This window comes from Mucilaginibacter mallensis (assembly GCF_900105165.1).
GTDB lineage: Bacteria > Bacteroidota > Bacteroidia > Sphingobacteriales > Sphingobacteriaceae > Mucilaginibacter > Mucilaginibacter mallensis.
Genome location: NZ_LT629740.1, coordinates 2,950,151 through 2,976,813, shown reverse-complemented (window position 1 = coordinate 2,976,813; position 26,663 = coordinate 2,950,151). Strand labels below are relative to the sequence as shown.

The following is a 26,663-nucleotide window of genomic DNA, read 5'->3' as shown; positions in this document are numbered from 1 at the left end:
AATGGCCCTTTTTGCTTTTTTACTGCATAATATTTTGTGTAACAATAAATTGAAATATCTATCTTTAAAAATAAACAAACCAATTCACATGGAAACCAAATTACCAAGTTCAAATCAAACAGCCTTTAAATGGGCTATAATTTATGTTATTATTTCTATAGTAATAACGTATACATTCCAGTTTTTAAATATTGATCAAAGTTCATCAGCTAAATATTTGGGATATATCCCTTTTATTGCCTTTATGTTTTTGGCGCAAAAAGAGTATAAAGATCAGCATGGGGGGTACATTACATTTAGTGAGGGGCTTGCAACCGGATTTAAATATGCCGTTATATCAGGCATAATAATGGCGATATTTATATACATATATTTGACCTTTTTAAGTCCACAAATTTTTGATCAGGCATTAAGCACCCAACGGGATGCAATGGTACAAAAAGGAATGTCAAGCGATCAGATTGACAAAGCGATGGATATTGCAAAAAGATTAGGACCAATGATCGGTGCTGTAGTTTTAGCTATTTTAACAGCTATTATTGGTGTGGTACTGGCCTTAATAGGCGCTGCCATATTTAAAAATGAAAAACCACCCTTTGATATCAATGACGAAACCACTTATGTTGACCCCGCAGTTTAGCTCTACATACCTATAAAGCAAAAGGCCCGTTCATTGAACGGGCCTTTCTTGTTTTATCTTGTGTAAGACTTATTTTTTTAACTCCCCATTGTCATCCTGAACGATAGTGAAGGATCTTCTTCACCGTGCAGGGCGGATATGCAAGTCGAAGAAGATTTTTCCGCTGTCATCCTGTGGAAAAAGACTTACAAAGTTTTAAAAACTTCGTAAGTCTGGTTTTTAGTTGTTAATGTTTAACAATCTGTTTTACAATATCGTTACCAAAAACAAATACCATTAAGGTTACCAATAATACAAAGCCAACTATTTGAGCACGTTCTAAAAATTTATCGCTTAGTGGTTTGCCCTTTATCATCTCTATAAGTAAAAATAAAGAATGACCGCCATCCAGTGCCGGGATAGGTAACAGGTTTGTAAACGCCAATACCATTGACAACAGGCCTACGAGGCTCCAGAAACGCACCCAGTTTATCTGACTGCCGAACATGGTTGCTATAGCTACCGGGCCGCTAACGGCTTTATTGAACTTTACATCGCCTTTAAATACTTTGCCTAATCCCTTAGCATCATCAGTAAATGTGCCCCATGCTTTTGAAGCACCTACAGGTAATGAACCAAAAAAACCATAATTTACCGTATCCTGTTTAGGGAAATCTATTTTGGGTGCAAAACCAATTGTGCCCTCAGGTGTCACCTGTGCGGTAAGTTGTTTTAACTCCCCATGGCGTTTTACTGATAATTGTATCTTGCTGTTTTTATCAAGCAATAGTTGTGACTGCAGTTCATCAAAAAATGCAATAGTATGATTGTTTATTGCAACAATACTATCACCTTTCAGTAATCCGGACTTTTGCGCGTTACTGCCAGCTACTACAGAATCGACAGCGAAAGTGGTTCTTGGTACCCTGCTGATAAATTGATCTATGCCGTGATCAGACAAGTCATTCAAAATCCCCGCAGGGACAGGGATATCTAATTTTTGTGTGCCGCGTAATACGTTCAATACAGAGCGGTTAAGCAATACATCGGTACTGGTAAGATCTTCAAAACGTTTAACAGGGATACCATTAACTGCATAGATCACATCGCCGGCTTTCAAGCCCATTTTTTCGCCAACGGTACCGGGTACAATACCATATTTCAAGCTGTCGTTAGGGGTGTAGGTTTCGCCATACTTTACAGTCAGCATCCAGAATATAAATATGCCTAGTACAATGTTAACTGTAATACCCGCAAGCATTACGATTAAACGCTGCCATGCCGGTTTCGAACGGAACTCCCATGGTTGCGGCGGACCTGCCAGTTGCTCGGTATCCATTGATTCATCAATCATACCGGCAATTTTTACGTAGCCACCTAAAGGCAGCCATCCTACACCATATTCAACACCTTTATAGTTAAATTTAAACAGACTAAAGTTCCAGGCATCAAAAAACAGGTAGAATTTTTCTACCTTAATTCCGAATGCCCTTGCAGCTAAAAAATGGCCCAGTTCATGTAAAATCACTAAAATCGAAAGTCCCAGTATTAACTGGCCAACCATTATTACTATACTCATTATTGTTTTATATCAAATTGTAATGCCTTTAACGGCATTTGTTTTATTAAATTTTGTGCAAAGATGCGTGTTTCTTTATCAGTATTCAAATAGTCGTCGAGCGTTGGATTAGCTTTATGCTCTATCTTTTGCATACAAGTTTCAATGATCTCGCTCATGGCTAAAAAACCAATACTGTTATTCAAAAAACCACTAACCGCTATTTCATTAGCCGCATTTATGATACAAGGCATGTTTCCACCCTTGTTCAACGCATCAAACGCTAACGCAAGATTACGAAAAGTTTTTATATCCGGTTTTTCAAACGTAAGGTTAGGGTAACTAGTAAAGTCGAAACGCTTAAAATTGTTTTGTAAACGATTAGGATAAGCAAAAGCGTACTGTATAGGCAGCTTCATATCAGGCAAACCCATCTGTGCTTTTATAGAGCCATCCTGAAACTGAACCATAGAATGGATGATTGATTGTGGGTGTACGATCACATCAATCTGATCGGCATCCAAACCAAATAACCATCTGGCCTCAATAACTTCCAGTCCCTTGTTCATTAATGATGCCGAGTCGATAGTTATTTTGGCACCCATTACCCAGTTAGGGTGTTTTAAGGCATCTTCGCGCAATACTTTAGCCAGAAAATCAAGATCTTTCCCCCTGAACGGGCCACCGGAAGCAGTTAGTATTATCTTTTCAATAGAGTTATTTTCCTCACCTGCAAGGCATTGGAATATTGCTGAGTGCTCAGAATCTACTGGTAGCAGCTTAACGTTATGTTTGGTAGCCAGGTCGGTTATTAATTCACCGGCAACAACCAATGTTTCTTTATTGGCTAACGCGATGTCTTTACCCGCTTTTATAGCAGCGATGGTAGGTTCCAGGCCCGAAAAGCCAACCATAGCCGTTAAAACCATGTTGATCTCGGGATGGGTAACCATATCAGTAATAGCTTCAACACCGGCTAATACCTGTACATCGGTATTAGCAAGCGCGTCTTTTATATACTGGTATTTGTTTTTATTGCAGATGATTACATAAACCGGGTTAAATTGCAGGGCTTGTGCTATAAGCAGATCGGCATTATTTTGGGCCGTTAACACATAAGCCCTGAAAAGGTCAGGATTTCTGCCGATAACATCCAGCGCCTGCGTACCTATGCTGCCGGTTGAACCAAGAATAGCTATGTTTTTAATATTCAAACTCAAAGTTTAATGTTTATATCTTATCAAGTACGCCCTTATATCCTGTCGTAATATATTTTCTATTATCTTTCTTGTCACCAGGTAACGGTCATCCGCCTTTACATCAGTGTATTCATACCAATATACGTTTTCATTTAGCGGGAATATATTTGGGGGTAATACATCCAATTGCGCCACCTCTTTTAAATATAATTCAGGGTTCTTCCTGTCGCTTTTAAATGGTGTGGCCCTGTGAGTGTTAATATAATAAAAGCCCAAATTTGCCTTCTGCGAAAATACGTTTATACGTAAAATTCTATCATTGGGTAACTTATAATTATAATTTATTTTTAGCGATGTATAACCCGCCTTATACATTTCATCTTTTATAATAGGTATTACATCATCGGGCCTTAGCCAGTTCATATTAACAATCCCACCCTTTAAAGGCGGTTTTGTGTTTTCAGCCATGTGATCGTAATAATTATTGCCGTCTATTTTGGTTGCTGAATTTGTTTGGGCAGATACCGACAAGGGTGAAATAAAAAGAAAGTAATAAAAAATAAAAACTCTCATACTATCATTTGATATAACTGCTTAGCCCATCCACAATTTTGCGGTCATTTGCTAGTCTCGGAACTTTATTCTGACCGCCCAATTTTCCCTGCGAACGCATATAGTTTATAAAGGTATCTTTTTTCAAGCTTCTGATCACCAAAGGTTGCAAAATGTTGCCCTCAATAAGGTCAAAGTAGTAAATATTTTTCTTTTGTAAGGCTTTATCCACTTTTTGCCTGAATGCTTCAAGATCATTCGGCTCGTTGCCAAACTCAATAAACCATTCATGATAGGGGAGTTCTCCCGGCGCCGGGTTAACCTGTGGTGCAACCGTAAACTCTACCACATCAATCCCTTCCTCTTTTGCAATGCTCATTAATGAATGTTCAACTTCTTCGCCTATCACATGTTCGCCAAAGGCAGATATAAAATGCTTTATGCGGCCGGTAACCAAAATTTTATACGGGTCTTTTGAAATAAATTTCACCGTATCGCCTAAACTATAGCCCCATAAACCGGCATTGGTGTTTAATATGAGCGCATAGTTTTTATTTAGTTCGATATCTTTTAAGCTGATACGTGTCGGGCTATCATTAAAAAACTCATCAACTGGAATAAATTCATAAAATATGCCTGAATTAACCTGCAGCAACAAACCCTTGTCTTTCTGCGAATCCTGGAAAGCGATGAAGCCTTCAGATGCCGGATAGGTTTCTATAGAATCAATCGCAAAGCCGATACTTTCCTCAATACGTGCGCGGTAGGGTTCGTAGTTTACTCCTCCATATACAAACAGCTTAAAATTAGGGAAGATGTCCTTTATCTTTTTGCCGCCACTTTTAGCTGTAAGCCTGTCGAAATACATTTGGCACCAGGGTGGTATGCCCGATATAAGGCGCATATCCTCGTTTATGGTTTCATCAACAATAGCATCCACTTTTTGCTCCCAATCCTCAATACAATTTACGTTGTAGCTGGGCATACGGTTCTTTTGCAGGTATGTTGGTATATGATGCGCTACAATACCCGATAAGCGTCCCGTATCAAGTCCGCTTTTTTTGCTTAGCACTGGACTGCCTTGTAAAAAGATAAGTTTACCATCTAAAAAATCAGCATTACCGGTTTCATAAACATAGCTCAGCAAGGCATTCCGGGCCGAATCAATATGGCCAGGCATGCTTTCTTTAGAGATGGGGATATATTTTACACCTGATGTAGTGCCCGAAGTTTTGGTAAGGTATAAGGGTTTACCGGGCCACAGCACATTCTCCTCACCATTGGTTACACGCTCAATATAAGGGCGGAGTTCCTCATAATCGCGTACCGGTATATGCTTTTTAAAATCATCATAGTTATTGATCTGTTCAAAGTGATGTGCCTGGCCAAAGGCGGTATTTTTAGCCTGATCAATAAGTTTTAGGAAAGTTTTATGCTGCAATTCAACCGCGTTTTTGCGGATGTTGTTCAGTTGTTTATTAACCAGTTTAGCGTATAATTTGCTCAGTACAGCTTTCAGCCCCATAATCAGTTCGTTTCAGCAAAATCATCATCCACATCAAGGTGACTGTAAACCAGTTTACGATAAGCCACAACCAGTATAATATTTACAAATGGTATTACAAATATTACACCTATAAGTGTTAGGGATGCCAGGAAAAATAATAATTCTACCAGGACAAATAATAGGAAATACTTTAAAAAATTACCCTTTATAAGATAATAACTTTGATTAACTGATTCAAACGGGCCAGAGCTATCATCTACAATAAAGCACGTACAAATGGGAAGTATAAAAAGGAAGAAGAATTCAAAAAATATACCTATACAAATACCTAAAATATTTTTAGTGAATTCATTATTTACTCCTTCAATTAAATGTTGTAAGAAAACCGACAGTGCGCTAACTAATATCAATAAAATGAGGTAGCTGAAGAGCATTTTGATCCTTGGTATGATCTCTTTAAAATCAAAATCATAATACTCTTTATCCATCAGCTTGAAAATAAGTTTTATGTAGCTTAGGAATAAAAAACTTACACTAACAAAGAGGACCGTAATGCCGATGGATGCCAATAAGCTATCGGTGAAAACATAGTATACAACAAAGCCTAGTATGAATACGATAAAAAAGGCAATCAGTGAAAAGATGGCTACAACAGCGAAGTTTTTCTTTAAAACACTCCACGATGTTTTAAGCGTTTCAACAACTGAAAATTCATGATACATATATACTGTTTATGATTTCTTTAATACTATACGCTTCCAAAAATCCTGCATGAAACCCAAGCCATAAGCAGTAAGTTGTATAAAGGCAGCTATGATGCTCAAAAATGCAATTTTTGCCGACTTGTTTTTCCACCACGAGTGAAAAAATATTAACAAAATAAATATAGCAAATATAACATTACATAAAACCGCTATGGGCCAGCAAAATACGTTAGCTATTATTGTAAATATAATATATAATGTAAAAACGGCGGGAAAAAAATGCACTGCCTTTAACCCTTTCGGGAAGAATTTATAAACGTTAATGCGCGCCCTGCCGAAAAAATGCAGTTGTTTGTAAAATTGCAAAAAGTTAGTGCGCCTTTTATGATATACTTTAGCATCAGGTATTAGCCCAATTTCAAAACCCATGGAATGTATGCGGATACTGTATTCAATATCCTCGCCCAGGCGGGTTATAATAAAGCCGCCAGCCTTTTCCCATACCTGGCGGGATATACCCATATTAAAGCTGCGCGGATGAAACTGGCCTATCCCTTTTTTATTGCCACGTATACCTCCGGTGGTAAAAGGGGAGGTCATGGAGTAGCTGATAGCTTTTTGGGTAGCGGTGAATGATGGGTGCGCATCATCGGGACCGCCATAAGCATCCAGCCAGTTGGTTGCAAGGCTATCATTTACTATTTGCAAATAATCAGCCGGTATGAGGCAGTCTGAATCAAAAACTACAAAATAATCACCTTTTGCACGTTCGAAACCGAAATTGCGGGTAAAACCCTGGCCTTCATTAGCTTTTACAAAGTATTTAATATCTAGTTTATCAGTAAAGCTTTGTACAATTTCGGCAGCATCATTTACCGAGCCATCCTCAATCACTAAAACTTCAAATTGCTTGTACATTTGCAGCGTAAGCGTTTCCAGCAATTCTTTGATCTCCTGAGGGCGGTTGTATAATGGAATGATGATGGAAAAAAACATTCTTATTTTGTGATGTGCAGATGTGCAAGTATGCAGATGTGCAAATTGTTTGTATTATTAAAATTAGAAATGGTAAAGTGCTTTTAGCATCTGCACATTTGCACATCCGCATATCTGCACATTTAAATGGTTTCCTCAACCTGGTATCTGTTGCGTTCGCTGGCGCTGCGGGCTACCAGTTCGGCAACAAAGCCGGTTAAAAATAATTGCGATCCTAATATGATGGCTACAAGCGCTATATAAAATAATGGCTGGGCAGTTACATCCCGGCTGTATTTTAAATGCATTTCTATATCATACAGCTTTTCAAATATCAGCCATAGGGCAATAATCGTTCCTGTTAAAAAGCTCAATACACCCATGGTGCCAAAAAAGTGCATAGGGCGCTTGCCAAATTTGCCAACAAAGAATATAGATAGCAGATCTAAAAAGCCATTTACAAAACGGCTCATCCCGAATTTGGTTTTGCCGTATTTGCGTGCACGGTGCTCAACTACCTGTTCTCCAATTTTGGTAAAGCCAGCCCATTTAGCTAAAACGGGTATATAGCGGTGCATTTCGCCATAAACCTCAATATTTTTTACTACTGTGCTGCGGTAAGCTTTCAATCCGCAGTTAAAATCGTGCAGGTTATGTATGCCCGACATGCTGCGCGTAGCAGCGTTAAACAATTTGGTAGGGATGGTTTTGCTTATCGGGTCGTACCGCTTAGCTTTCCAGCCCGATATCAGGTCGTATTTTTCTTCGGTTATACGGCGGTATAATTCAGGTATTTCATCGGGGCTATCCTGCAGGTCGGCATCCATGGTGATAATAACATCGCCTTTGGTAGCATCAAAGCCAGTATTTAAGGCAGCCGACTTACCATAATTACGCCTGAATTTTATGCCTTTGATGTATGGATTATTAAGCTGCAGTTTTTTGATCATATCCCATGATCCATCCTTGCTGCCATCATCCACCAGGATGATCTCATAAGTAAAATGATTTTCATCCATTACACGGCTTATCCATGAGGTTAGCTCTGGTAATGATTCTACTTCATCATATAAAGGTACTACAACTGATATATCCATGTATAGTGAATGCAATTGGAGCAATATTTGTTATAGCTACTCCAAGCCGCTGCAAAAATATAAAAAATACTAATGCTTTGCGATGGTGCGTTATTTAATAAAACCAGTATAAAAAAACACGCCTAAATATATTTTTATATATTTATCGCCTTATAAATCTAATAAATGAACTATTGTAGAATAGCTATGGTGCTTTTAATGTGTGCCTGCATACATAGCGTTAATGCCCAGAACACCGAAGAAGTAACAACTAAATATGATCAGTATAAAGTATTTACGCCTACCTTTTACCCTGATAAAGGGAACGAGTACAGAACCGCCAGCGGTGCGCCCGGATCAAAATACTGGCAAAATCGTGCCGATTATAAACTTAATGTAACGCTTGATACAGCTAATCATAGGGTTAGTGGTACTGATATAATAACTTATACCAATAACAGTCCGGATGGGCTATCATTTTTGTGGTTGCAAGTAGATCAGAATATTTATCGTGAAGACTCGCGTGGTACGGCAACAACCTTGCCCGGTGGTCGCTTTACCAATAAAAATTTTACTAATGGCGACGAGATAAAAGCTGTTTACGTTATAAAAAACGGCAAAGCCGAAAAAGTCGATTACTTGGTTACAGATACCCGGATGCAGATAAAGCTAAAGGATACCCTACGATCAGGCGGCAGCAAAATACAGGTGAAAATAGAATATGCTTTTACTGTACCTGAGTATGGTACCGACAGGATGGGCCGTATGCTTGCCCATGATGGCTGGATATACGAAATAGCCCAATGGTACCCCCGCATGGAGGTTTATGACGATGTTACCGGCTGGAATGTAATCCCATATATGGGTGGTTCTGAATTCTATTTAGATTATGGCGATTTTGATTTTACCATTACCGCTCCGGCAAGCCTTGTAGTGGTAGGTTCAGGTGAGTTACTTAACCCAACTGAGGTATTAACCCCAAAAATTATCAGTCGTTTGGATGCTGCTAAAAACAGTGATAAAACCGTATTTATTAAAGCTGCGGGCGATGTTAATGATAAGGCATCCTATCCGAATAAGCCATCTTTAACCTGGCATTTTTTCTGTAAAAACTCGCGCGATGTATCATGGGCTGCATCAAGGGCATTTATATGGGATGCCGCGCGTATTAATTTACCGGGTGGTAAAAAAGCATTGGCACAATCAGTTTATCCTGAAGAATCTGTTGGGCAGAATGCGTGGAGTCGTTCCACCGAATATACCAAAGCTGCTATTGAATTATACTCAAATAAATGGTTCCCTTACACTTATCCTGTTGCTACAAACGTTGCAGGCAATGTAAGCGGTATGGAGTACCCGGGAATTGTATTTTGTGGCTCTGACACTAAGAATGGTGAACTGTGGGATGTTACCAATCACGAGTTTGGCCATAACTGGTTCCCAATGATAGTAGGATCAAATGAACGCAAATATGCCTGGATGGACGAAGGTTTCAATACCTTTTTAAACGAGGTTGATACCAAAGTTTTTAACAACGGGGAATATTATAAGAAACCAGATGAACAAAAGGCTGCACCCGGCATGTTTTCACCAGATGCGAATACGATAATGACATTGCCTGATGTTACGCCGGATGAGTTTTCCGGAATGTCAGAATATGAAAAACCTGCCCTGGCCTTAACCATATTACGCGAGCAGATATTGGGTGAAGAGCGTTTTGATTATGCTTTTCAGACCTACATTAAACGCTGGGCATTTAAGCATCCTACGCCATGGGATTTTTTCCATACGATGGATAACGCAGCAGGAGAGGACCTCAGCTGGTTTTGGAACGAGTGGTTCTTTACCACGTGGAAATTAGACCAGGCCATAAAAGGGATAGATTATATAAACGGGAACCCTGCCGAAGGGGCAACCATAACCATTGATAACCTGGAAGAAATGGCCATGCCGGTAACCATTGCTGTAAAAGAAGAGAATGGCAAAACAGGTATTGTAAAATTACCTGCCGAAATATGGCAAAAAGGCAACGAGTGGACTTTTTCTTATAAATCAACCTCAAAAATAATATCGGCGGTAATAGATCCTGATCATACTTTGCCTGATATTAACCCCGATAACAATGCTTACAGCGGTTTGGCTGTTCCTGATGGTACGACAGCTAAAAATGTAGTTAAGAAATACCTTGATGCCATAGGTGGCGAAGATAAACTGGCAGCCATTAAAAGAATAAAAATAACTGCTGTTGCCAGCATACAGGGTTTGGATCTGCAACAAACGGATACCTATAGAGCTCCTAATACATTTTCACAAGAAGTTATAGTGCCTAATTATGATAACAGTGTTTTTTCTCATATCGACATTAATGGCGATAGTGTATTAGCCAGTGAGAAAGATACCCGCCTGCAACTTGGTAGCATTGATAAAAGCATTCTGAAAGAAAAGCATAAAATATTCCCCGAGCTGGATTACAATAAACCGGGTTATAGTTTGCAGTTAGCACCAATGCTGCAAATACTCAATAACCAGTTTGTCTACATGGTAACAGTTACCACACCGGTAGGCGTGAGGATAAAAAATTACTACGATCAGAAAACCGGTTTCAAATTGAAGTCAGAAGTAGCTGTTCCGGGCAATACACCTACTGGTTTTGAAGATTACCGCGAGGTGAAGGATGGAATTATGATCCCGTATACTGAACAAACACAGTCATTTGGTCAACCGATTGATTTTAAGGTGAAGAATGCGGAGATAAATTAGTTTTAGACTATCTATAATATTCGATTATATAGCGATGGGTTTCAAATCCATCGCTATTTTTTTGCTTTACACGTTCGGGTAACTCAATAGCCTAGATATCGCTCCAATTTGATAGATCGGACAAGATAGGCAGTAATGCCTCGCCTTTGGCTGTTAGTTGATATTCTACCTTAACAGGCACTTCGGCAATGATATTTTTGATGATCAGTCCGGATGCTTCAAGCTCCTTTATTTGCTTGCCCAGTGTTTGATCAGATATAGAATGCAAAGCAATCTTTAATAAACTAAACCTGTTTGTATTTTCTGATATGTGTATAATTATCAAGGCTTTCCATCTGCCTGATATGATATCAAGGGCACCATTTATTCTGCAAGATTTTAACAGGAAAGCTTTATTCACGGCATTTGAAGACGTTTCTTTGATCATTTTATATGGTACTCCCTTTTTTGTGAGTTACTCCCAATAAGAGGAGTAAAGGTTATTTTGTTTATGAAGCTATAATTTTGACGCTTTACAAATTTATACTTATAGCGCTATGAAAGCAATAATATTGAATGGTTTTGGCGATGTATCTAACTTCAGTTTAGCTGAGATTGATGTGCCTGTGATAAAAGATGACGAAGTTCTGATTCAATTAAAGGCCGCGGCCTTTAACCCCATAGATTACCAGATGCGGCTTGGCTTACGGGAGAGCAGGATCATGAAATCTCCTGTTTTAGGCAGAGAGCTTTCAGGGGTCATTGTTGAAATTGGCAAAAATGTGATAGGATATCATGTTGGTGATGAAATAATCGCGGCTTCAGGCAGCAGGGGATCAAATGGTAGCTATGCTGAGTTTATGGCATTGAACAGTAGTTTTATAGCACATAAGCCAGCCAATATTAGTTTTGAAGCAGCCGCAGCAATACCCTCAGCAGGATTAACGGCCTGGCAGTGTTTTAACAGGATGCCTATTGAAACTAATAGCAGCGTTTTTATATCAGGAGGAGCAGGAGCGGTTGGGCGTTTCCTGATAAAATTACTGCTGATAAACGGTTGCACAAATATTGTAACAACGGCAGGGAGTGAACAAAGCATTAATGCACTTATTGCGCTTGGACTTAAATCCTCACAAATTATAGACTATAAGAAAGATAACATGGAGCAAAATATTTTAAATGCCAATAATGGTCGCGGGTTTGATTTTGCTGTCGAAATTGTGGGTGGTGTACTAGCCGAAACAGCAGCTAATGTGCTTGATATTAATGGTACCTATGTTGATGTTACGTTTTTAGGAACAGAATTAACGCGTGAAACATTATTTGATAAAGGCTGTGTTATAATTAATATAGCCAACTATGCACAAGCCGCAAAGAATGCTAATTGGTATGGACAGACATTAAATGAACTAACTGATTTAATCAGGCAAAATAAGATGTCGCCACCAGAAATTAACAGGGTAGGTGATCTTAGCGTTGAAACCGTGCGGTTGGCCCATACACTGATGGAAACAAACCAGATTTTCGGTAAAAAATTAGTGATGTCGATCTGATAGTTTACTCGTATCTCAAAGCCTCGATAGGATCAAGTCGTGATGCTTTTTGTGCAGGATAGTAGCCGAAAAAAATCCCTGTAAGCGCACAAACTACAAAGGATAGTACTACTGATGATTGAGATATAATGGTAGGCCAGCCAAGTATCAATGTTACCAGCCGGCATGATATTATCCCTAAGCACACACCTATAACGCCGCCTGTTATACTAATCAATACTGCTTCAGCTAAAAACTGGAGCAGTATATCTTTACCTCTGGCACCTATAGACATGCGCAGACCGATCTCACGTGTACGTTCGGTTACTGATACATACATGATGTTCATGATACCTATACCGCCAATAACCAATGATATACCGGCAATTACTGTAAGTAGAACGGTAAGCAAACTACTGGTTGAGCTCAAGGTGTTGATCAGCTCAGCCTGGGTACGCACCTGGAAATCATTATCCTCGCTAGCCGTTAAACGGTGGGAGGTGCGCAAAATATTGGTCATTTCAGTTACCGCGGCATCAGTTACCTGTTCATTGGCTGCCGACGCGTAAATATTCTGGTAATAAATAGTAGCCAAAATCCTTTTTTGTACAGTGGTATAAGGCGCTATCAATATATCATCCTGATCCTGACCAAAAGCGTTTTGACCTTTGGGGTTTAATATACCGATGATCTGGAAAGGGATATTACCAAAACGGATCACTTTACCAATAGGATTTGTATTTGGGAACAGGTTATCAATTACAGTTTGTCCTATCAGGCATACTTTGGCCGATGTTTGTACATCCTGCTCGGTAAAGGCGATACCATCTTTTAAGGTCAGCTTTCTGATGTCAAGATAAGCAGGATCAACTCCCTGCATACTGGTAGGCCAGTTCATTGCGCCATTAATAGCCTGGCCTTTGGCTGTCACCGATGGTGAAACATCAGTAATGTATTGCGCGTCACGTTTTAAGGCGACTATATCCTTACTAGTGAGGGTCTGGAAGCTGGAGCCTGAAATTTTCACACCGCCATTTAAATTACTGGCAGGCATCACGGTTATCATGTTCGACCCCATGTTGGAGAGCGAATCATGTATGCTTTGCTTTGAGCCCTGCCCAATAGCCACCATAGCAATAACCGAAGCCACACCCATAATAATACCGAGCATGGTTAAAAATGCCCTCAGCTTATTACGCTGCAACGCCCTTAATGCTATCAGTATCAGGTTATAGAAACTCATATTTCAATATTAATAATCATCAGTAACCGGTAAATTATCCAACACTTCACGTGCCGAGCGGATGTTTTCATTCGGGGTGTCTTTTTGTATGATCCCATCGCGCAGCAAAATGGTACGGCTGCTGAATGAGGCTATATCCGGCTCATGGGTTACAAATACTATGGTTTTACCCTGGGTTCTATTCAGTTCCTGCATCAGCGCCATAATCTCGTATGAAGTACGACTGTCAAGGTTTCCGGTTGCTTCATCGGCAAGTATCATAACCGGCTCGTTTACCAATGCCCGCGCTATGGCCACACGCTGCTGCTGCCCGCCCGAAAGCTGACTGGGCGTGTGATCGTGCCTGTCGGCCAGTTTAACAGCTTCTAATGCATGTATAGCACGTTTTTTCCGTTCTTCTGAACTGATCTCTTTATTATATAATAAAGGCAATTCTACATTCTCCAATGCAGTAGTGCGCGGCAACAAGTTATAAGCCTGAAATACGAAGCCAATTTTATGGTTGCGCAATTGGGCAAGCTCATCACGCGATAGTTTCTTTATATCCACGCCATCCAGTAAATAATCACCGATGGAGGGTTTATCCAAGCAGCCTAAAATGTTCAGCAAGGTTGTCTTTCCCGAGCCGCTGCTGCCCATAATGGTAACAAACTCACCGGCCTCAACCGTAAAGCTGATGCCTTTAAGCGCGCGCACGGTTTCAACGCCCATAACAAACTCGCGTTTAAGCTCGCGTATTTCCAAGATTCTTTTGCTCATCGGCCTTTGCCTCCTCCACCACGTTTTGGTAAAAACGGACTGCCGGTTGATGCAGCCGGCGTTGCTGATACACTTCCGGAAAGCGCTATGCCGGTTATTACATTATCGGTAGTATCTAAACCTTTGAATACCTCAACATGTGTATTATCATTTAAGCCGATCAAAATATGTTTATAGGTTATCGTTTTGCCTTTCAGCAGCCATACAACGGCGCCTTGTTTTGGAATGGCACCAACGCTATCCTTCCGGCTTTTTACGGTATGGGTAACCTCGGCAGAATTACCTCCTGCGCCGCTTTTCTTGCCCTTACCTGTATGTGGGACTTTACCTACAATGGTATAATCCTTCATTAATGATGAATCCGGGGTGAATTGCAGTGCTTTGGCTGGTATGAGCATAGCGTTATTTACTTCTTTTGTATAGATGATGATGTTGGCCGTCATGCCCGGCTTTAATTTCATATCCGCATTTGGCGCATTAATAATTGTGGTGTAGGTAACTACGTTGGCTGATACATTCGGGCGCAGCCTAATATCTTCAACAGTGCCTGCAAACTGATCGTTTATAAAGGCATCAACAGTAAATGAAACGCGCTGGCTTTTGCTTACATCGCCAATGTCAGCTTCGTCTACATTAGCCTCAACCTGCATTTTTGTAATGTCTTTAGCTATGGTAAACAGGGTAGGTGTGCTGAATGACGCTGCAACCGTTTGCCCTACACTTATGCTTCTGTTTAGCACAACGCCATCAATAGGAGAATAAATATCAGCATAAGATAAATTCTTTTGAGCCGACCGTACCGTTGCCGCAGCAGCATCAACATTTGCTTTTGCTGATGAGTAGGCTGATACGGCGGAATCGTAATCAGCTTTGCTGATGGCATCTGTTTTAAAAAGCAGGTTCTGGCGGTTATAGTTGTTTTTTTGCAAGACCAGCTGACTTTGTGCATTCAGCAGGTTGCCCTTGTTTTGATCAAGCGCTGCCTGTAACAAGGTTTTATCAAGTGAAGCTATCAATTGCCCTTTTTTAACTTTTGAGTTGAAATCAACATATAAATACTGCAATGTGCCCGATACCTGGGTGCCCACACTTACGGTATCAACCGGTTCAATTTTGCCGGTAGCCGTTACGCTGGTTGATATGTAGCCGTAAGTTGGTTTTTCCGCTTGCAATACCACAGGCACATCGGGTTTTCTTATAAAAAAGAACCAGATCAGTAATAGCGCTAAGGCTATTCCTGCTATGATCAATATTTTTTTGTAATTACTTTTCATGATGGCCTGAGGTTATAATTTAATCGGGATACCCTTATAGAAATCATATATTTTTAATGTTAATATCACATTGTACTTAGCCTGCACAAAGGCCTGCTGCGATTGTATGAACAGGTTTTTTTGTAACAGAAAATCAACAATGCTGGCAACGCCCACCTTTAACTGTTCGCTGGCAATACGGTAGCTTTCCTGGTTGTATTTGTATTCAACCTCGGCGGCATCGTACTGGCTTTTTGCATTTTGGAAATTCAGATAGGCCCGCTCTACGGTTTGTGATAGTACTATTTTTGTATCGCTAAGGGTAAGATCTGCCTGCTCAACATTTATCTTGGCCTCTTCAACCTGGGTTTTAACAACCCGTTTAGTGAAAATGGGTATAGATAAGGTAAGCCCTATATCCTGGTAAAAGTTACTGTTCAGTTGTGAAAAATAACCTGCCTGATTGCCACTAACATAACCTGATGATAAACCTGCTCCGGCAACCAAACTTGGTAAATAACCCGCTTGTGCTATTTTAACGCCATACTGCGCAATTTGTACACCCAATTGGCTGTTCTTTACTTCGGGGCGATTCTTTAATGCGATATCCTCAGCTTCGCGAAGCGGGGAGGCGGTAGTATCATCAGGGGCGATGCTATCTGGTTTGAAAATATCAAAGTGGCTATCTGTTGGTAAAAGTAAAAGTTGTTTCAGGGTTAGCAGGTCGCCGCGCTCGGTGTTTTGCTGGTTAACTAAGGTATATTGATCGGCTGCTTGCTGAGCCTGTAATTGTATCAGATCCTTACGGGCCACACTGCCTACGTTGTACCGTTGTTGCTCAAGCTTGGTTTGTGCTATTGATGTGTTTACCAGATCGGTATCATAGATGAGATTTTCCTTATCGAGCAGTATAGCTAAATAAGCTTGTGTAATTTGCAGTGTAATATCATTTTCCTGCTGTACAATGGCATAATTGGCTTGCTGAACGGATAGATTAGCCTGTGAAATGGTATTGGTGATAGCGTTGCCATTATATAAGGTTAAGTTAGAGTTTAAACCATACGAGCCCTGTGTAGTAAAGCGTGAACCAAGTGTTCCATTATAAGAAGTTACATTGTTGCCATGCGCGAATGTTTCACTGGCCGAAGCGGAAAGATTTGGTAAACGTGCTGCTTTTGCTAATAAATACTGCTGCTGACTGGTTTGCTGGTTAAGGCGGATACTGTTGATCTGGATATTGTTCTTTTTGGCGTAATCAATACATTTAACCAGGTCCCATTGTATGGTTTTGCCAACCAAAGTGCTGTCCTGTGCATAAATATTAAAACAACCAAAAAGTAATAGCGGGAGCAGTATTATGTTTTTTGTTTTGAATAGCATATTCTGTATCGATATCGGCACGGTTTAATATTATTGCTATGATGGTTAATGCAGTTTAAGCATAAATGTTTGATTTATAGCAGATATTTCTTGTAATATTTTAATTACCCAGCCTTAAATCAGCCTTATTAATGCCTGAAAGCTAGTTTTTAATACTATTTAATACGCTATTTCTTTTATTCATTTTTTAAGACTAGCGAATGCATTTGTTATATTTAGGACCTGATTAATGATTATGCTTAAACCTATACTTATCTTATTCTTCGGATTATTTATTTTTCAAAGTGCGAGGGCGCAGAAGCAGGATACTTTGTTGTATTATGTGAAGAACTCAGGCGCAGTAACACCTAATAAGGACAGTGCGGATTACTTTATATTTATTATGCCGCTCGATAGCGCTACTAAATTATATCCAGTTAATGAATACTATCCTAATGGGAAGCCTAAACTGATTGGACTATCACAAACTAGGCATTACAATGCACTTATTTTTGAAGGCTCATGTATTAGTTTTTTTAGTAATGGAAAAAAACAAAGCATAGTTAACTACACTGATAATTCGCCAGGCGAGACAACTAGATATTATCCAAATGGTAAACTTTATACTATAGAAAAATACGATGCTATAAAACTCCATTCTCTATTAACTGAATGCAGAGATTCTACTGGCAATATTTTAACTGATAATGGAAATGGGAAATGGATAGAGTTTGATAAGGATATTAAAAATGAAGTAGAGGAAGGACAGGTTAAAAATAGTCTTCAAGATGGGGAGTGGCATGAGATTATTAACGGAGTTGCTAAATATGTTATTGTTTATAAGCAAGGTGTATTCGTTTCTACAACAGATACAAGCAGGCGAAGTGGGGAGGGGATATTTATTGCTGTAGATAAAGAGCCAGAATATAAAAACGGTGGACTACCTGGTTTGTATGCATTTTTGGGTAAAACTATTAATTATCCACCTGATGCAAAACGAAATGGTATTCAAGGAAAAGTGCTCATTACATTTGTTGTCGAAAAAGATGGTAGTCTAAGCGATGTTAAAGCCTTAAGGTCACCTGATAAAAGTTTAGCAGATGAAGCAATTAGAGCCGTTATGTTATCACCCAAATGGATACCAGGAATGCAAGGTGTCAGGCCTGTCAGAGTGCAATATACTATACCAGTATCTTTTAGATTATAAAGATAGTACCTCAAAACGAAAAACGGCTTCCTTTTGAGAAGCCGTTTTTTATTATAGTTAGATATAACTCTTAAATTACTCCGGTATCACTCAATACCTGGTTCATGTTTCTAACAGCATCAGCGCTTTTGTTGAACTCTGACTGCTCGCTGTCGCTCAGTTTAAAGTCGACGATTTTTTCCCAGCCGTTTTTACCTAATATAACAGGTACAACTAATGAGATATCTTTCTGGCCATATTCGCCATCAAGGGCAACACCGCATGAAAGTAATTTTTTCTGGTCGCGTACAATGGCTTCAACCATAAATGCAGTACCTGCACCCGGTGCGTACCATGCTGATGTACCAATAAGGCCGGTTAATGTAGCACCGCCAACCATAGTAGCTTTAACAATTTTATCCTGTTGCTCCTGGCTCAGGAACTGTGTAACCGGAATGCTATTCCAGGTAGCATGTTTAATCAATGGGATCATGGTAGTATCACCGTGACCGCCAATAACTACCGCGTTCAGGTCGGCAGGAGAGCAGCCTAATTCCTGACTCAGGTAGTATTTAAACCTTGATGAATCAAGCGCGCCACCCATACCTAAGATACGGTTTTTAGGTAAGCCTGAAGTTTTCAGGGTTAAGTAGTTCATGGTATCCATCGGGTTTGAAACCACAATGATAATGGTATTTGGTGAATGCTTTAAAATGCTTTCAGTAACAGTTTTTACAATACCTGCGTTAACACCGATCAGTTCTTCACGGGTCATGCCCGGTTTGCGCGGCAGACCAGAGGTGATTACTACAACTTCTGAATCTGCAGTTGCTGCATAATCATTGGTAACACCTTTTATTTTGGTATCAAAACCCAGCAGGGCCGATGTTTGCATCATATCGATAGCCTTGCCTTCAGCAAAACCTTCGCGGATGTCTAATAAAATAAGTTCTTCAGCTAATTCTTTTCTTGCGATGTTATCAGCGCAAGTAGCGCCAACGGCTCCGGCACCAACTACTGTGATTTTCATATGTATTATTTAATTTATTATAGATGGAAACATTTGTTGCATGGTATAAGCAATAGTATAAGATATTGCTGTTTTGATCTGTCTTTGAAATAGAAATTTAAAAACAGGGCAATTTTAAGAAAATTTTATAACAGGAGCTTTAATTAAATTAAAATATAACAATGTGCGGATGGTAGTTGGCGATTTGCAGTTAAACCAGTAGGATGAAAAAGTTCTATTCAATTGAGGTTAAGGGTAAAAAAGCTGCAAATTGCTAATAATCAACTGTAAACTAAACTTGCTCTTTTACTTAATTATATTAATTTTTTCGACAAGATTTAACACATTTTTAACGTTTTGATTTTTCTGTGGTATGATATTGAGCTTTTACGCAGATAAAATGCCTCTTTTTGAAAAAAAATATAATTTTTTAATATTTTTATGATGGAATTTGTAAAAATAATTTAAATTCGCCTTCATAATTGAATTTAATATCAGAAAAACTATTTTTTGGACCAATCATTAGAAAATAATTAAAAATGGCAGCAGCAAAATTAGAGTACATCTGGCTTGATGGCTACAAACCAACACAGAGCCTCCGCAGTAAAACAAAAATTGAAAAAGATTTTAGTGGTAAATTAGAAGATTGTCCGCTTTGGAGTTTTGATGGTTCATCAACCGAGCAAGCACCAGGTGGTTCTTCAGATTGTATATTAAAACCGGTTTTTATTGCTATTGACCCTCAAAGAAAAGATGGCTATTTAGTAATGTGCGAAGTACTTGATTCAACAGGTGCACCACACGAATCAAACGGCCGTGCTTTGATCCAGGATGATGATAACGATTTCTGGTTCGGTTTTGAGCAGGAATACTTTTTATGGGACCCAGAAACCAACAAACCGCTTGGTTTCCCTGCATCTGGTTACCCAGCGCCACAAGGCCCATACTATTGCTCAGTAGGTGCTAAAAACGCTTACGGTAGAGATATCGTTGAAGAGCACTTAGACGCTTGTTTAGAGGCTGGTTTAAATGTTGAAGGTATCAACGCTGAAGTTGCTGCTGGTCAATGGGAATTCCAGATCTTCGCTAAAGGCGCTAAAGAAGCTGGTGACCAAATCTGGGTTGCACGTTATTTATTAGAAAGAATAGGCGAAAGCTATGATGTTGCCATCAACTGGCATTGCAAACCATTAGGTCAGCTTGACTGGAATGGTTCAGGTATGCATGCTAACTTCTCAAACACTACATTGAGAACTGCAGGTAAAAAAGAAATCTATGATGTAATCTTAGAGGCTTTCCGTCCCGTTGTTGCTGAGCATATCGCAGTTTACGGAGCTGACAACGATCAGCGTTTAACAGGTAAACACGAAACCGCTTCAATCCATGATTATAGCTATGGTGTATCTGACCGTGGTGCATCTATCCGTATCCCGCTGTACACTGTACAAAAAGGATGGAACGGTTACTTAGAAGATCGTCGCCCTAACTCAGCTGCCGATCCATACAAAGTAGCTGCTGTGATCATTAAAACTGTTAAATCAGCAAAAGTTTAATACCTCAATAAAATTTGAATATGAATCCTCCTGGTGTAAACCGGGAGGATTTTTTGTTTATAGCTGTCGGTGGGGACACCGACAGAAGGGAGAAATGGGCTTTCTCATAAAAAAGTAAGTCATGCTGAACTTGTTTCAGCACCTCACAGCACAAGCGGATTGAATGGAGTAGACCCAGCAAGTGGGATCCCGAAACAAGTTCGGGATGACGGTATGGTTATTTATGATCTATACTTCAAATAATCTCCCGACTCAATCAAAACCAATCCCTCAACCGGCAGATTATATAAATACACCCAGCAATCAATGGAACCTTCAGCAGTTTCGATCTCCATCATCTCACGTATAAATAAATTGGGCTGCTGCTGATCATCGCCAAAACCTTCATAATCATCAAGCTGTTTTAATACGGTTGGGTTATGAATCAGAACTATATCGCCATAAATATAACTACGGGAATTACTATCAGCTACTGCTCCCGGATATTCACCAATATCATACAAACGACCTTTTAATTTTCCTTTACCATAGAAATTGCAATTATTAGTCAGATAAGTAGCAAATGAATTACCTGCATTTAATAACGTTCCGTATACAAATAAATAATTGCCTGTTTGTTTCATTAAAAATAATCTGCTACGACAAAGATATCGTATCAACTTAGAGACGCAATATTTTGCGTTTCATTACGTCTCAATCCTGGGCAGTGAATTAATAAGACGCAAAATATTGCGTCTCTACACTTATTATTTATTAAGATGCTTAACTTGCCATTGAAAAATATCTACGCCTTATGAATGAAGATCAGATCATAACCTATTTAAAAGAGAACGATATACAGAAAATAAAATTCGCGTTTGCTGATACCGATGGCATATTACGGGGGAAAGTTATCCATCATAAAAAATTTATCGATGGCATGCGCAATGGTTACGGCTTTTGCGATGTGGTTTTTGGTTGGGACAGCAGCGATGGTACCTATGATAATGTTGAGGTTACAGGCTGGCACACCGGTTATCCCGATCAGCAATGCCGTATTGATCTTTCTACTTTTCGTACTGTGCCATGGCAGGATAATATCCCGTTCTTCTTAGCCGATTTTAGCAAAGCAGATGGGAATGATTTGGCAGTTGATACCCGTAGTTTGTTAAAACGTATTGCCAAAGATTGTGAAAGTATGGGTTATCATCCTGAATTTTCGCAGGAGTTTGAGTGGTTCAATTTTAAGGAGACGCCACAATCATTACAGGAAAAAGACTTTACAAAGCTGCAAACCCTTACGCCGGGCATGTTTGGCTATTCCATCTTGCGTATATCACAACAGAGCGAATTTTATTACGACCTGTTTAATCTGTTAATGCAGTTTAATATCCCATTGGAAGGGTTGCATACAGAAACCGGTCCGGGAGTATACGAAGCGGCTATTCTGCATGACCATGTGGTTAGCGCAGCTGATAAAGCGGTACTGTTTAAAACCGCAGTAAAGGAAATTGCCTATAAGCATGGTATAATGGCATCTTTCATGGCTAAATGGACCGAAACCCTGCCGGGTTGCAGCGGCCACATTCATCAAAGCTTATGGAGCAAAGATAAAAGCGAAAACCTATTTTATAGCGCCGATGAAACCAATAATATGAGTGATCTGCTTAAACATTACCTTGCAGGTCAGCTACATTGTATGCCATATATTTTGCCTATGTACGCGCCTACGGTAAACAGCTACAAACGTTTAGTTGAAGGTGCCTGGGCGCCAACAACCGTAACCTGGGGATTGGATAACCGTACTACAGCATTGCGCGTTCTGAATACATCAGCTGCCTATACCCGCTTGGAGACTCGTATCCCCGGCTCTGATACAAACCCATATCTGGCTATGTCTGCAGCGCTGGCATCAGGTTTATATGGAATTAAGAATAAGCTTGAATTAAATATTGAGCCTACCATCGGTAATGGCTATCAGGATACTAAAAATGGCAGGTTAGCATCTAACCTGCATGATGCTGCCATGCTCATGAAAAATTCATCCATCGCCAAAGAATTATTCGGCGAAGCCTTTGTTGAGCACTATACCCAAACCCGTCTTTGGGAACACCGTCAGTTTGCTAAAAGTGTTACTGATTGGGAATTGAAGAGATATTTTGAGATAATATAAGAGAACCAGGATTAAACGGATTTATTTGATTTTAGGATGATTGCTTTTTATAATGGCTGATGGCTTGGTTAATGATGCATTGACACATAAGATTATTGGATGTGCAATGCGGGTTCATACAACTTTAGGTAGCGGTTTTCAGGAGCTAATCTATCAACGGGCGATGGAACTTGAATTGTCCTTTGAAACTATTGTTTTTGTTCTAAAAAGGAGATGCCGATTTATTATCGGGATGTAAAGATAGGCATGCGCAGAGTCGATTTATTTATAGAAAATTTGATAATGGTTGAACTCAAGGCAATAATTCAACTTGAAGATGTACATTTGGCGCAGGCAATAAACTATCTTGAAGCATACAATATGCAAACAGGATTGCTTATAAATTTGGGAGCCAGTCATTAACTTTCAAACGCCTATATAACAAAAAGTATAAACCAATTTAATAAACAGGTAAAACGGAAGTATATACATCATGTAAATCAAATAAATCTGTTGAATCCTGGTTCACTATGGACTATTCATTTATAATAAAAAAAGCGTGGGAAGGATATGATGCTTCAAAAACGATAAAAAGTATTGAAGATATCAGTGCGATGGTTTCAACAAACCATGTATACCGTGTAACATTTGATGATGATGATATTATCATCGCCAAGCTTTCAAACTTTGGCAAGTATGAGCATTTTAAGGAAGATCACCGTATCATCCATAGTCTCTCCAACAACCTGCTTTATCCTTTTGAAAATCTGTTGGCAAAATCGCTGCTAAAAAATAACCGGGTTTACATCTATCGGCATAAACATGCCCGAACTGATGTATGGGTGGTGTTCTATAACCCAACTCGTATTATGGACCGCTTGCCAAGTCGGCTGGATGAGCACCATATCCGCAAATTAGGGCAGCAGATAGGCAAGTTTCATAAAGCCTGCTCACGGATCAAGAACGTATTGCCAAAGTCATCAAAAACATTGCGGACTGATATTTATGCTTTGCAGCAACAGTTGGAAGTAAATGAAAAACACTTCGGCACAGCTATGCAGGCTGATTTTTTGAAATATCACTGTGATCTGTTCCTCAAAAATCGGTCAAACTATAATTTGAAATCTTTTGAGATCATCCCTGTTTTTATCGACTGGAATATAGGGAATTTCTCGGTAGGGCCAAATTTGGAGCTTTATTCCCGTTGGGACTATGATTGGTTTAGGATGAGTTACCGGATGCTTGATTTTTACTTTTTAAGCAGGGTAGTATCTGATATCGGTGATAAAACCGTATTCAGCTATGTGATCAATACCATGATGGAGGATAGGTTCATCCTGTTTTTAGAAGAATACCATAAGGTAAACCCGCTAACTGCTGATGAGATTCGCTTTTTAAAGGAGAGTTATCGTTTTTTTATTCTAAATTATGTGATAAAGGATGGCAAATACTTTTTTAATGAGCAATATGCCAAAAAATTACAAGCCGAGGCATTTGACATTTATTTGCCATCGGTCGACAGGGATTTTGATGCCGAAAAGATCATATCAGCCTTAAATTTAAAATAACGCACTTAACAATAAGCCCATGCAGCGTATAGATAATTTCAAATCCATCATCGATAAATATAAAGTAGTTTTCTTTGACGCTTTTGGGGTGCTTAAAAACTATGAAGGCTTATTGCCAGGTATCGAAAGGACTTTTGCTTACCTGGAAGAACAGGGTAAGGAATACTATATAGTTACCAATGATGCCTCGCGCAGCCCGGTAGAGCTGGCAGAAAGCTACCATAGGGGCGGCTTGAAGTTTATTAATCCCAACAGGATCGTATCATCGGGGATGCTTACCAAGGAATATCTTGATCTTAAGGTAAAAGAGGGCATAGTAGCTTATTTAGGCACGAGAAATTCTGCACATTATATTGAAAGCTCGGGTTTAAAAACATTGCCGGTAAGCGAAATAAACGAAAGCAATATTGATAAGGTAAACGCCCTGGCTTTTTTGGATGATGAAGGTTTCGATTGGTCGAAAGATCTGAATAAAACCGTGAACCTGATACGTAAACGTACTATTCCGGTTATTGTAGCCAATACCGATCGTGCTTATCCGCTTACAATAAGCGATGTATCCATTGCTATTGGTGGTATTGCAGCAATGATTGAAAGTGTTGTAGGTAAGCAGTTTATAAGATTCGGCAAGCCGGATTCGCAAATGTTCATGTTCGCCTATGATCTTGTACGTGCACAGAGGCCGGTAAGCAAAAGCGAAATTGTAATGGTAGGCGATACATTGAATACGGATATATTAGGCGGTAATAAATTCGGATTGGATACGGTATTGGTGTTATCAGGTAATACATTATCAAAAAATCTGGATACCGTAATAACGGCTACCGGTATTGTTCCCACTTACATCTGCGAAAGTGCGGTGATCGATAACGATGGCCTGGGTTTTTAATTTAAACAATTATTTTACAGGCGTCAATATTATCTTTGGTAGCCTGTAATCATCTTCATCTAACATAAATCTATAATTATGACATATACTGCCGGGCACGCGCAATTACCACTTGCCACAGCCTTTGAAAAAACGATTGACGGTAAACAAACGCATTTATACCTATTAAAAAATAAAGCCGGTGCTGAAGCTGCAATTACTAATTACGGCGGTCGCATAGTGAGCATACTGGTGCCCGATAAAACTGGTAAGCTGGTAGATGTTGTAGAAGGCTTTGAAAGTGTAGAGCGCTTCGAAAAATCAGCTGAACGTTATTATGGAGCGCTTATAGGCCCTTTCGCAAATCGTATAGCTAACGGTAAATTTACCTTAGAGGGACAAGAGTACGCGCTTGTTACCAACAACGGCACCAATACATTGCATGGTGGCAAGCCGGGTTTTGAATCGGCAGTGTGGGATGGAGTACTGAGTGATTCATCAACACTGGAACTTACTTACTTGGCGAAAGATATGGAAGCAGGTTTCCCCGGTAATGTGCATGTTAAGGTTATTTACCGTTTAACAGATGATAATGGTTTAACAATACATTACGAAGCCACTACGGATAAAACCACGGTGATAAATTTAACCAGTCACCCGTATTTTAACTTAAATGGGATTGGTAATGGTACTATCCTGGATCATGTAGTACAAATAAATGCTGATGCTTACACTCCGGTAAATTCTAAGTTAATACCGATAGGGGAATTAGAAGCTGTTAAAGGCACGCCATTTGATTTTAATCAACCTGCAAAAATTGGTGCAAGAATAGGTGACGATAACGTGCAATTAAAAGAGGGTAACGGCTATGATCATAATTATGTGTTGAACAAACATCATGATAAAACACCGGTAGCTATTGCCATTGGCGATAAAACAGGTATTGAAATGAGCGTGTTTACCACAGAACCAGGTATGCAGTTTTATACAGGTAATTTTATGCAGGGTAAAAACGTGATGAAATATGGCCATACGGATGATTGCAGAACTGCATTTGCTATGGAAACTCAACATTATCCTGATTCGCCTAACCAGCCAAATTTTCCTTCAACAATCTTGAAACCGGGAGCGGTTTATAAAAGTTATTGCGAATACAGGTTTGCGGTTGTGAAATAAGGCTAATTTTAAGTATATTAAATCCCGGTAATAGCTTTTGCCGGGATTTTTGTATTTAAATACATTTTACAGACTTTGCTGTGAAAGGTATTGCCTA

General features: G+C 39.5%; 23 protein-coding genes and 1 pseudogene. 10 read left to right on the top strand and 14 right to left on the bottom strand.

Annotated elements, in window-relative coordinates:
- Positions 1-88 precede the first annotated feature (88 nt).
- Positions 89-640 (top strand): DUF4199 domain-containing protein, encoded by a 552-nt coding sequence (locus BLU33_RS12305; RefSeq protein ID WP_157682130.1) that lies wholly within the window; start codon positions 89-91, stop codon positions 638-640.
- 226 nt (positions 641-866) lie between these two features.
- On the opposite strand, the gene rseP is transcribed toward BLU33_RS12305, so the two are convergent.
- From rseP to BLU33_RS12270, 7 genes are all read right to left on the bottom strand, one after another.
- The gene (rseP, locus tag BLU33_RS12300) at positions 867-2,198 is read right to left on the bottom strand and encodes an RIP metalloprotease RseP (protein ID WP_091373036.1); all 1,332 of its coding nucleotides are present in this window, start codon (positions 2,196-2,198) and stop codon (positions 867-869) included.
- Positions 2,198-3,391 (bottom strand): 1-deoxy-D-xylulose-5-phosphate reductoisomerase, encoded by a 1,194-nt coding sequence (locus BLU33_RS12295; protein ID WP_232009450.1) that lies wholly within the window; start codon positions 3,389-3,391, stop codon positions 2,198-2,200. The genes rseP and BLU33_RS12295 overlap by 1 nt, the downstream gene beginning before the upstream one ends.
- A gap of 9 nt (positions 3,392-3,400) precedes the next feature.
- Positions 3,401-3,949, bottom strand: a complete 549-nt coding sequence (locus BLU33_RS12290) for a hypothetical protein (protein ID WP_091373033.1) — start codon at positions 3,947-3,949, stop codon at positions 3,401-3,403.
- Between the two features lie 4 nt (positions 3,950-3,953).
- The gene (locus tag BLU33_RS12285; RefSeq protein ID WP_091373029.1) at positions 3,954-5,453 is read right to left on the bottom strand and encodes a GH3 auxin-responsive promoter family protein; all 1,500 of its coding nucleotides are present in this window, start codon (positions 5,451-5,453) and stop codon (positions 3,954-3,956) included.
- 2 nt (positions 5,454-5,455) lie between these two features.
- On the bottom strand, positions 5,456-6,157 hold the full coding sequence (locus BLU33_RS12280) for a hypothetical protein (protein WP_091373026.1): 702 nt from the start codon (positions 6,155-6,157) through the stop codon (positions 5,456-5,458).
- A gap of 9 nt (positions 6,158-6,166) precedes the next feature.
- Positions 6,167-7,135 (bottom strand): glycosyltransferase, encoded by a 969-nt coding sequence (locus BLU33_RS12275; protein WP_091373023.1) that lies wholly within the window; start codon positions 7,133-7,135, stop codon positions 6,167-6,169.
- A gap of 122 nt (positions 7,136-7,257) precedes the next feature.
- Entirely contained in the window at positions 7,258-8,211 is a 954-nt protein-coding gene (locus BLU33_RS12270; RefSeq protein ID WP_091373020.1) for a glycosyltransferase family 2 protein, read from the bottom strand.
- A 165-nt stretch (positions 8,212-8,376) separates the two neighbouring features.
- Between BLU33_RS12270 and BLU33_RS25505 the strand changes: the two genes are divergently transcribed.
- The gene (locus BLU33_RS25505) at positions 8,377-10,950 is read left to right on the top strand and encodes a M1 family metallopeptidase (protein WP_172829247.1); all 2,574 of its coding nucleotides are present in this window, start codon (positions 8,377-8,379) and stop codon (positions 10,948-10,950) included.
- A 91-nt stretch (positions 10,951-11,041) separates the two neighbouring features.
- On the opposite strand, the gene BLU33_RS12260 is transcribed toward BLU33_RS25505, so the two are convergent.
- Positions 11,042-11,377: a winged helix-turn-helix transcriptional regulator gene (locus BLU33_RS12260; RefSeq protein ID WP_091373017.1), complete on the bottom strand. Its 336-nt coding sequence runs from the start codon at positions 11,375-11,377 to the stop codon at positions 11,042-11,044.
- A gap of 109 nt (positions 11,378-11,486) precedes the next feature.
- On the opposite strand from BLU33_RS12260, the gene BLU33_RS12255 reads away from it, so the two are divergent.
- The gene (locus BLU33_RS12255) at positions 11,487-12,482 is read left to right on the top strand and encodes a quinone oxidoreductase family protein (RefSeq protein WP_091373015.1); all 996 of its coding nucleotides are present in this window, start codon (positions 11,487-11,489) and stop codon (positions 12,480-12,482) included.
- Positions 12,483-12,486: 4 nt separating this feature from the next.
- On the opposite strand, the gene BLU33_RS12250 is transcribed toward BLU33_RS12255, so the two are convergent.
- Genes BLU33_RS12250 through BLU33_RS12235 form a run of 4 tightly spaced genes read right to left on the bottom strand, consistent with a single transcriptional unit; the run spans position 12,487 to position 17,096 of the window.
- Positions 12,487-13,704 carry an ABC transporter permease gene (locus BLU33_RS12250; protein WP_091373014.1) on the bottom strand — a complete coding sequence of 406 codons (1,218 nt, stop codon included), beginning with the start codon at positions 13,702-13,704 and terminating at the stop codon, positions 12,487-12,489.
- A 9-nt stretch (positions 13,705-13,713) separates the two neighbouring features.
- Complete coding sequence (locus BLU33_RS12245) at positions 13,714-14,463, bottom strand: ABC transporter ATP-binding protein (protein ID WP_091373012.1); 750 nt, start codon at positions 14,461-14,463, stop codon at positions 13,714-13,716.
- Positions 14,460-15,737: an efflux RND transporter periplasmic adaptor subunit gene (locus BLU33_RS12240; RefSeq protein WP_091373010.1), complete on the bottom strand. Its 1,278-nt coding sequence runs from the start codon at positions 15,735-15,737 to the stop codon at positions 14,460-14,462. Before BLU33_RS12240 ends, BLU33_RS12245 begins: the two co-directional genes overlap by 4 nt.
- Positions 15,738-15,749: 12 nt before the next feature.
- Positions 15,750-17,096, bottom strand: a complete 1,347-nt coding sequence (locus tag BLU33_RS12235) for a TolC family protein (RefSeq protein ID WP_091373007.1) — start codon at positions 17,094-17,096, stop codon at positions 15,750-15,752.
- Between the two features lie 235 nt (positions 17,097-17,331).
- Here BLU33_RS12235 and BLU33_RS12230 point away from each other — a divergent pair, with 235 nt between their 5' ends.
- The gene (locus BLU33_RS12230) at positions 17,332-18,282 is read left to right on the top strand and encodes an energy transducer TonB (protein WP_172829246.1); all 951 of its coding nucleotides are present in this window, start codon (positions 17,332-17,334) and stop codon (positions 18,280-18,282) included.
- A 70-nt stretch (positions 18,283-18,352) separates the two neighbouring features.
- Here BLU33_RS12230 and mdh read toward each other — a convergent pair whose 3' ends face one another.
- Positions 18,353-19,291, bottom strand: a complete 939-nt coding sequence (gene mdh, locus BLU33_RS12225) for a malate dehydrogenase (RefSeq protein WP_091373001.1) — start codon at positions 19,289-19,291, stop codon at positions 18,353-18,355.
- Positions 19,292-19,809: 518 nt separating this feature from the next.
- Between mdh and BLU33_RS12220 the strand changes: the two genes are divergently transcribed.
- Positions 19,810-20,823 carry a glutamine synthetase beta-grasp domain-containing protein gene (locus BLU33_RS12220; RefSeq protein ID WP_091372997.1) on the top strand — a complete coding sequence of 338 codons (1,014 nt, stop codon included), beginning with the start codon at positions 19,810-19,812 and terminating at the stop codon, positions 20,821-20,823.
- A 221-nt stretch (positions 20,824-21,044) separates the two neighbouring features.
- On the opposite strand, the gene BLU33_RS12215 is transcribed toward BLU33_RS12220, so the two are convergent.
- The gene (locus tag BLU33_RS12215) at positions 21,045-21,446 is read right to left on the bottom strand and encodes a gamma-glutamylcyclotransferase family protein (protein WP_091372993.1); all 402 of its coding nucleotides are present in this window, start codon (positions 21,444-21,446) and stop codon (positions 21,045-21,047) included.
- Between the two features lie 170 nt (positions 21,447-21,616).
- On the opposite strand from BLU33_RS12215, the gene BLU33_RS12210 reads away from it, so the two are divergent.
- The 5 genes and pseudogenes from BLU33_RS12210 to BLU33_RS12190 all read left to right on the top strand — a co-directional run bounded on the left by BLU33_RS12210 (position 21,617) and on the right by BLU33_RS12190 (position 26,566).
- Positions 21,617-22,975: a glutamine synthetase family protein gene (locus BLU33_RS12210; RefSeq protein WP_091372991.1), complete on the top strand. Its 1,359-nt coding sequence runs from the start codon at positions 21,617-21,619 to the stop codon at positions 22,973-22,975.
- 52 nt (positions 22,976-23,027) lie between these two features.
- Positions 23,028-23,377, top strand: a pseudogene (locus tag BLU33_RS12205) (GxxExxY protein).
- A 107-nt stretch (positions 23,378-23,484) separates the two neighbouring features.
- A complete protein-coding gene (locus BLU33_RS12200) occupies positions 23,485-24,522 on the top strand; it encodes a hypothetical protein (protein ID WP_091372988.1) in 1,038 nt (345 codons plus the stop codon).
- 19 nt (positions 24,523-24,541) lie between these two features.
- Positions 24,542-25,411: an HAD-IIA family hydrolase gene (locus BLU33_RS12195; protein ID WP_091372985.1), complete on the top strand. Its 870-nt coding sequence runs from the start codon at positions 24,542-24,544 to the stop codon at positions 25,409-25,411.
- A 78-nt stretch (positions 25,412-25,489) separates the two neighbouring features.
- Entirely contained in the window at positions 25,490-26,566 is a 1,077-nt protein-coding gene (locus BLU33_RS12190; protein WP_091372982.1) for an aldose epimerase family protein, read from the top strand.
- The last annotated feature ends 97 nt before the right edge of the window (positions 26,567-26,663 follow it).

Excerpts from the sequence above, each read along its gene's own strand:
- BLU33_RS12305 (WP_157682130.1), top strand. The coding sequence starts at position 89 with ATGGAAACCAAATTACCAAGTTCAAATCAAACAGCCTTTAAATGGGCT.
- rseP (WP_091373036.1), bottom strand. The coding sequence starts at position 2,198 with ATGAGTATAGTAATAATGGTTGGCCAGTTAATACTGGGACTTTCGATT.
- BLU33_RS12290 (WP_091373033.1), bottom strand. The coding sequence starts at position 3,949 with ATGAGAGTTTTTATTTTTTATTACTTTCTTTTTATTTCACCCTTGTCG.
- BLU33_RS12285 (WP_091373029.1), bottom strand. The coding sequence starts at position 5,453 with ATGGGGCTGAAAGCTGTACTGAGCAAATTATACGCTAAACTGGTTAAT.
- BLU33_RS12280 (WP_091373026.1), bottom strand. The coding sequence starts at position 6,157 with ATGTATCATGAATTTTCAGTTGTTGAAACGCTTAAAACATCGTGGAGT.
- BLU33_RS12275 (WP_091373023.1), bottom strand. The coding sequence starts at position 7,135 with ATGTTTTTTTCCATCATCATTCCATTATACAACCGCCCTCAGGAGATC.
- BLU33_RS12270 (WP_091373020.1), bottom strand. The coding sequence starts at position 8,211 with ATGGATATATCAGTTGTAGTACCTTTATATGATGAAGTAGAATCATTA.
- BLU33_RS25505 (WP_172829247.1), top strand. The coding sequence starts at position 8,377 with ATGAACTATTGTAGAATAGCTATGGTGCTTTTAATGTGTGCCTGCATA.
- BLU33_RS12260 (WP_091373017.1), bottom strand. The coding sequence starts at position 11,377 with ATGATCAAAGAAACGTCTTCAAATGCCGTGAATAAAGCTTTCCTGTTA.
- BLU33_RS12255 (WP_091373015.1), top strand. The coding sequence starts at position 11,487 with ATGAAAGCAATAATATTGAATGGTTTTGGCGATGTATCTAACTTCAGT.
- BLU33_RS12250 (WP_091373014.1), bottom strand. The coding sequence starts at position 13,704 with ATGAGTTTCTATAACCTGATACTGATAGCATTAAGGGCGTTGCAGCGT.
- BLU33_RS12245 (WP_091373012.1), bottom strand. The coding sequence starts at position 14,463 with ATGAGCAAAAGAATCTTGGAAATACGCGAGCTTAAACGCGAGTTTGTT.
- BLU33_RS12240 (WP_091373010.1), bottom strand. The coding sequence starts at position 15,737 with ATGAAAAGTAATTACAAAAAAATATTGATCATAGCAGGAATAGCCTTA.
- BLU33_RS12235 (WP_091373007.1), bottom strand. The coding sequence starts at position 17,096 with ATGCTATTCAAAACAAAAAACATAATACTGCTCCCGCTATTACTTTTT.
- BLU33_RS12230 (WP_172829246.1), top strand. The coding sequence starts at position 17,332 with ATGCTTAAACCTATACTTATCTTATTCTTCGGATTATTTATTTTTCAA.
- mdh (WP_091373001.1), bottom strand. The coding sequence starts at position 19,291 with ATGAAAATCACAGTAGTTGGTGCCGGAGCCGTTGGCGCTACTTGCGCT.
- BLU33_RS12220 (WP_091372997.1), top strand. The coding sequence starts at position 19,810 with ATGGCAGCAGCAAAATTAGAGTACATCTGGCTTGATGGCTACAAACCA.
- BLU33_RS12215 (WP_091372993.1), bottom strand. The coding sequence starts at position 21,446 with ATGAAACAAACAGGCAATTATTTATTTGTATACGGAACGTTATTAAAT.
- BLU33_RS12210 (WP_091372991.1), top strand. The coding sequence starts at position 21,617 with ATGAATGAAGATCAGATCATAACCTATTTAAAAGAGAACGATATACAG.
- BLU33_RS12200 (WP_091372988.1), top strand. The coding sequence starts at position 23,485 with ATGGACTATTCATTTATAATAAAAAAAGCGTGGGAAGGATATGATGCT.
- BLU33_RS12195 (WP_091372985.1), top strand. The coding sequence starts at position 24,542 with ATGCAGCGTATAGATAATTTCAAATCCATCATCGATAAATATAAAGTA.
- BLU33_RS12190 (WP_091372982.1), top strand. The coding sequence starts at position 25,490 with ATGACATATACTGCCGGGCACGCGCAATTACCACTTGCCACAGCCTTT.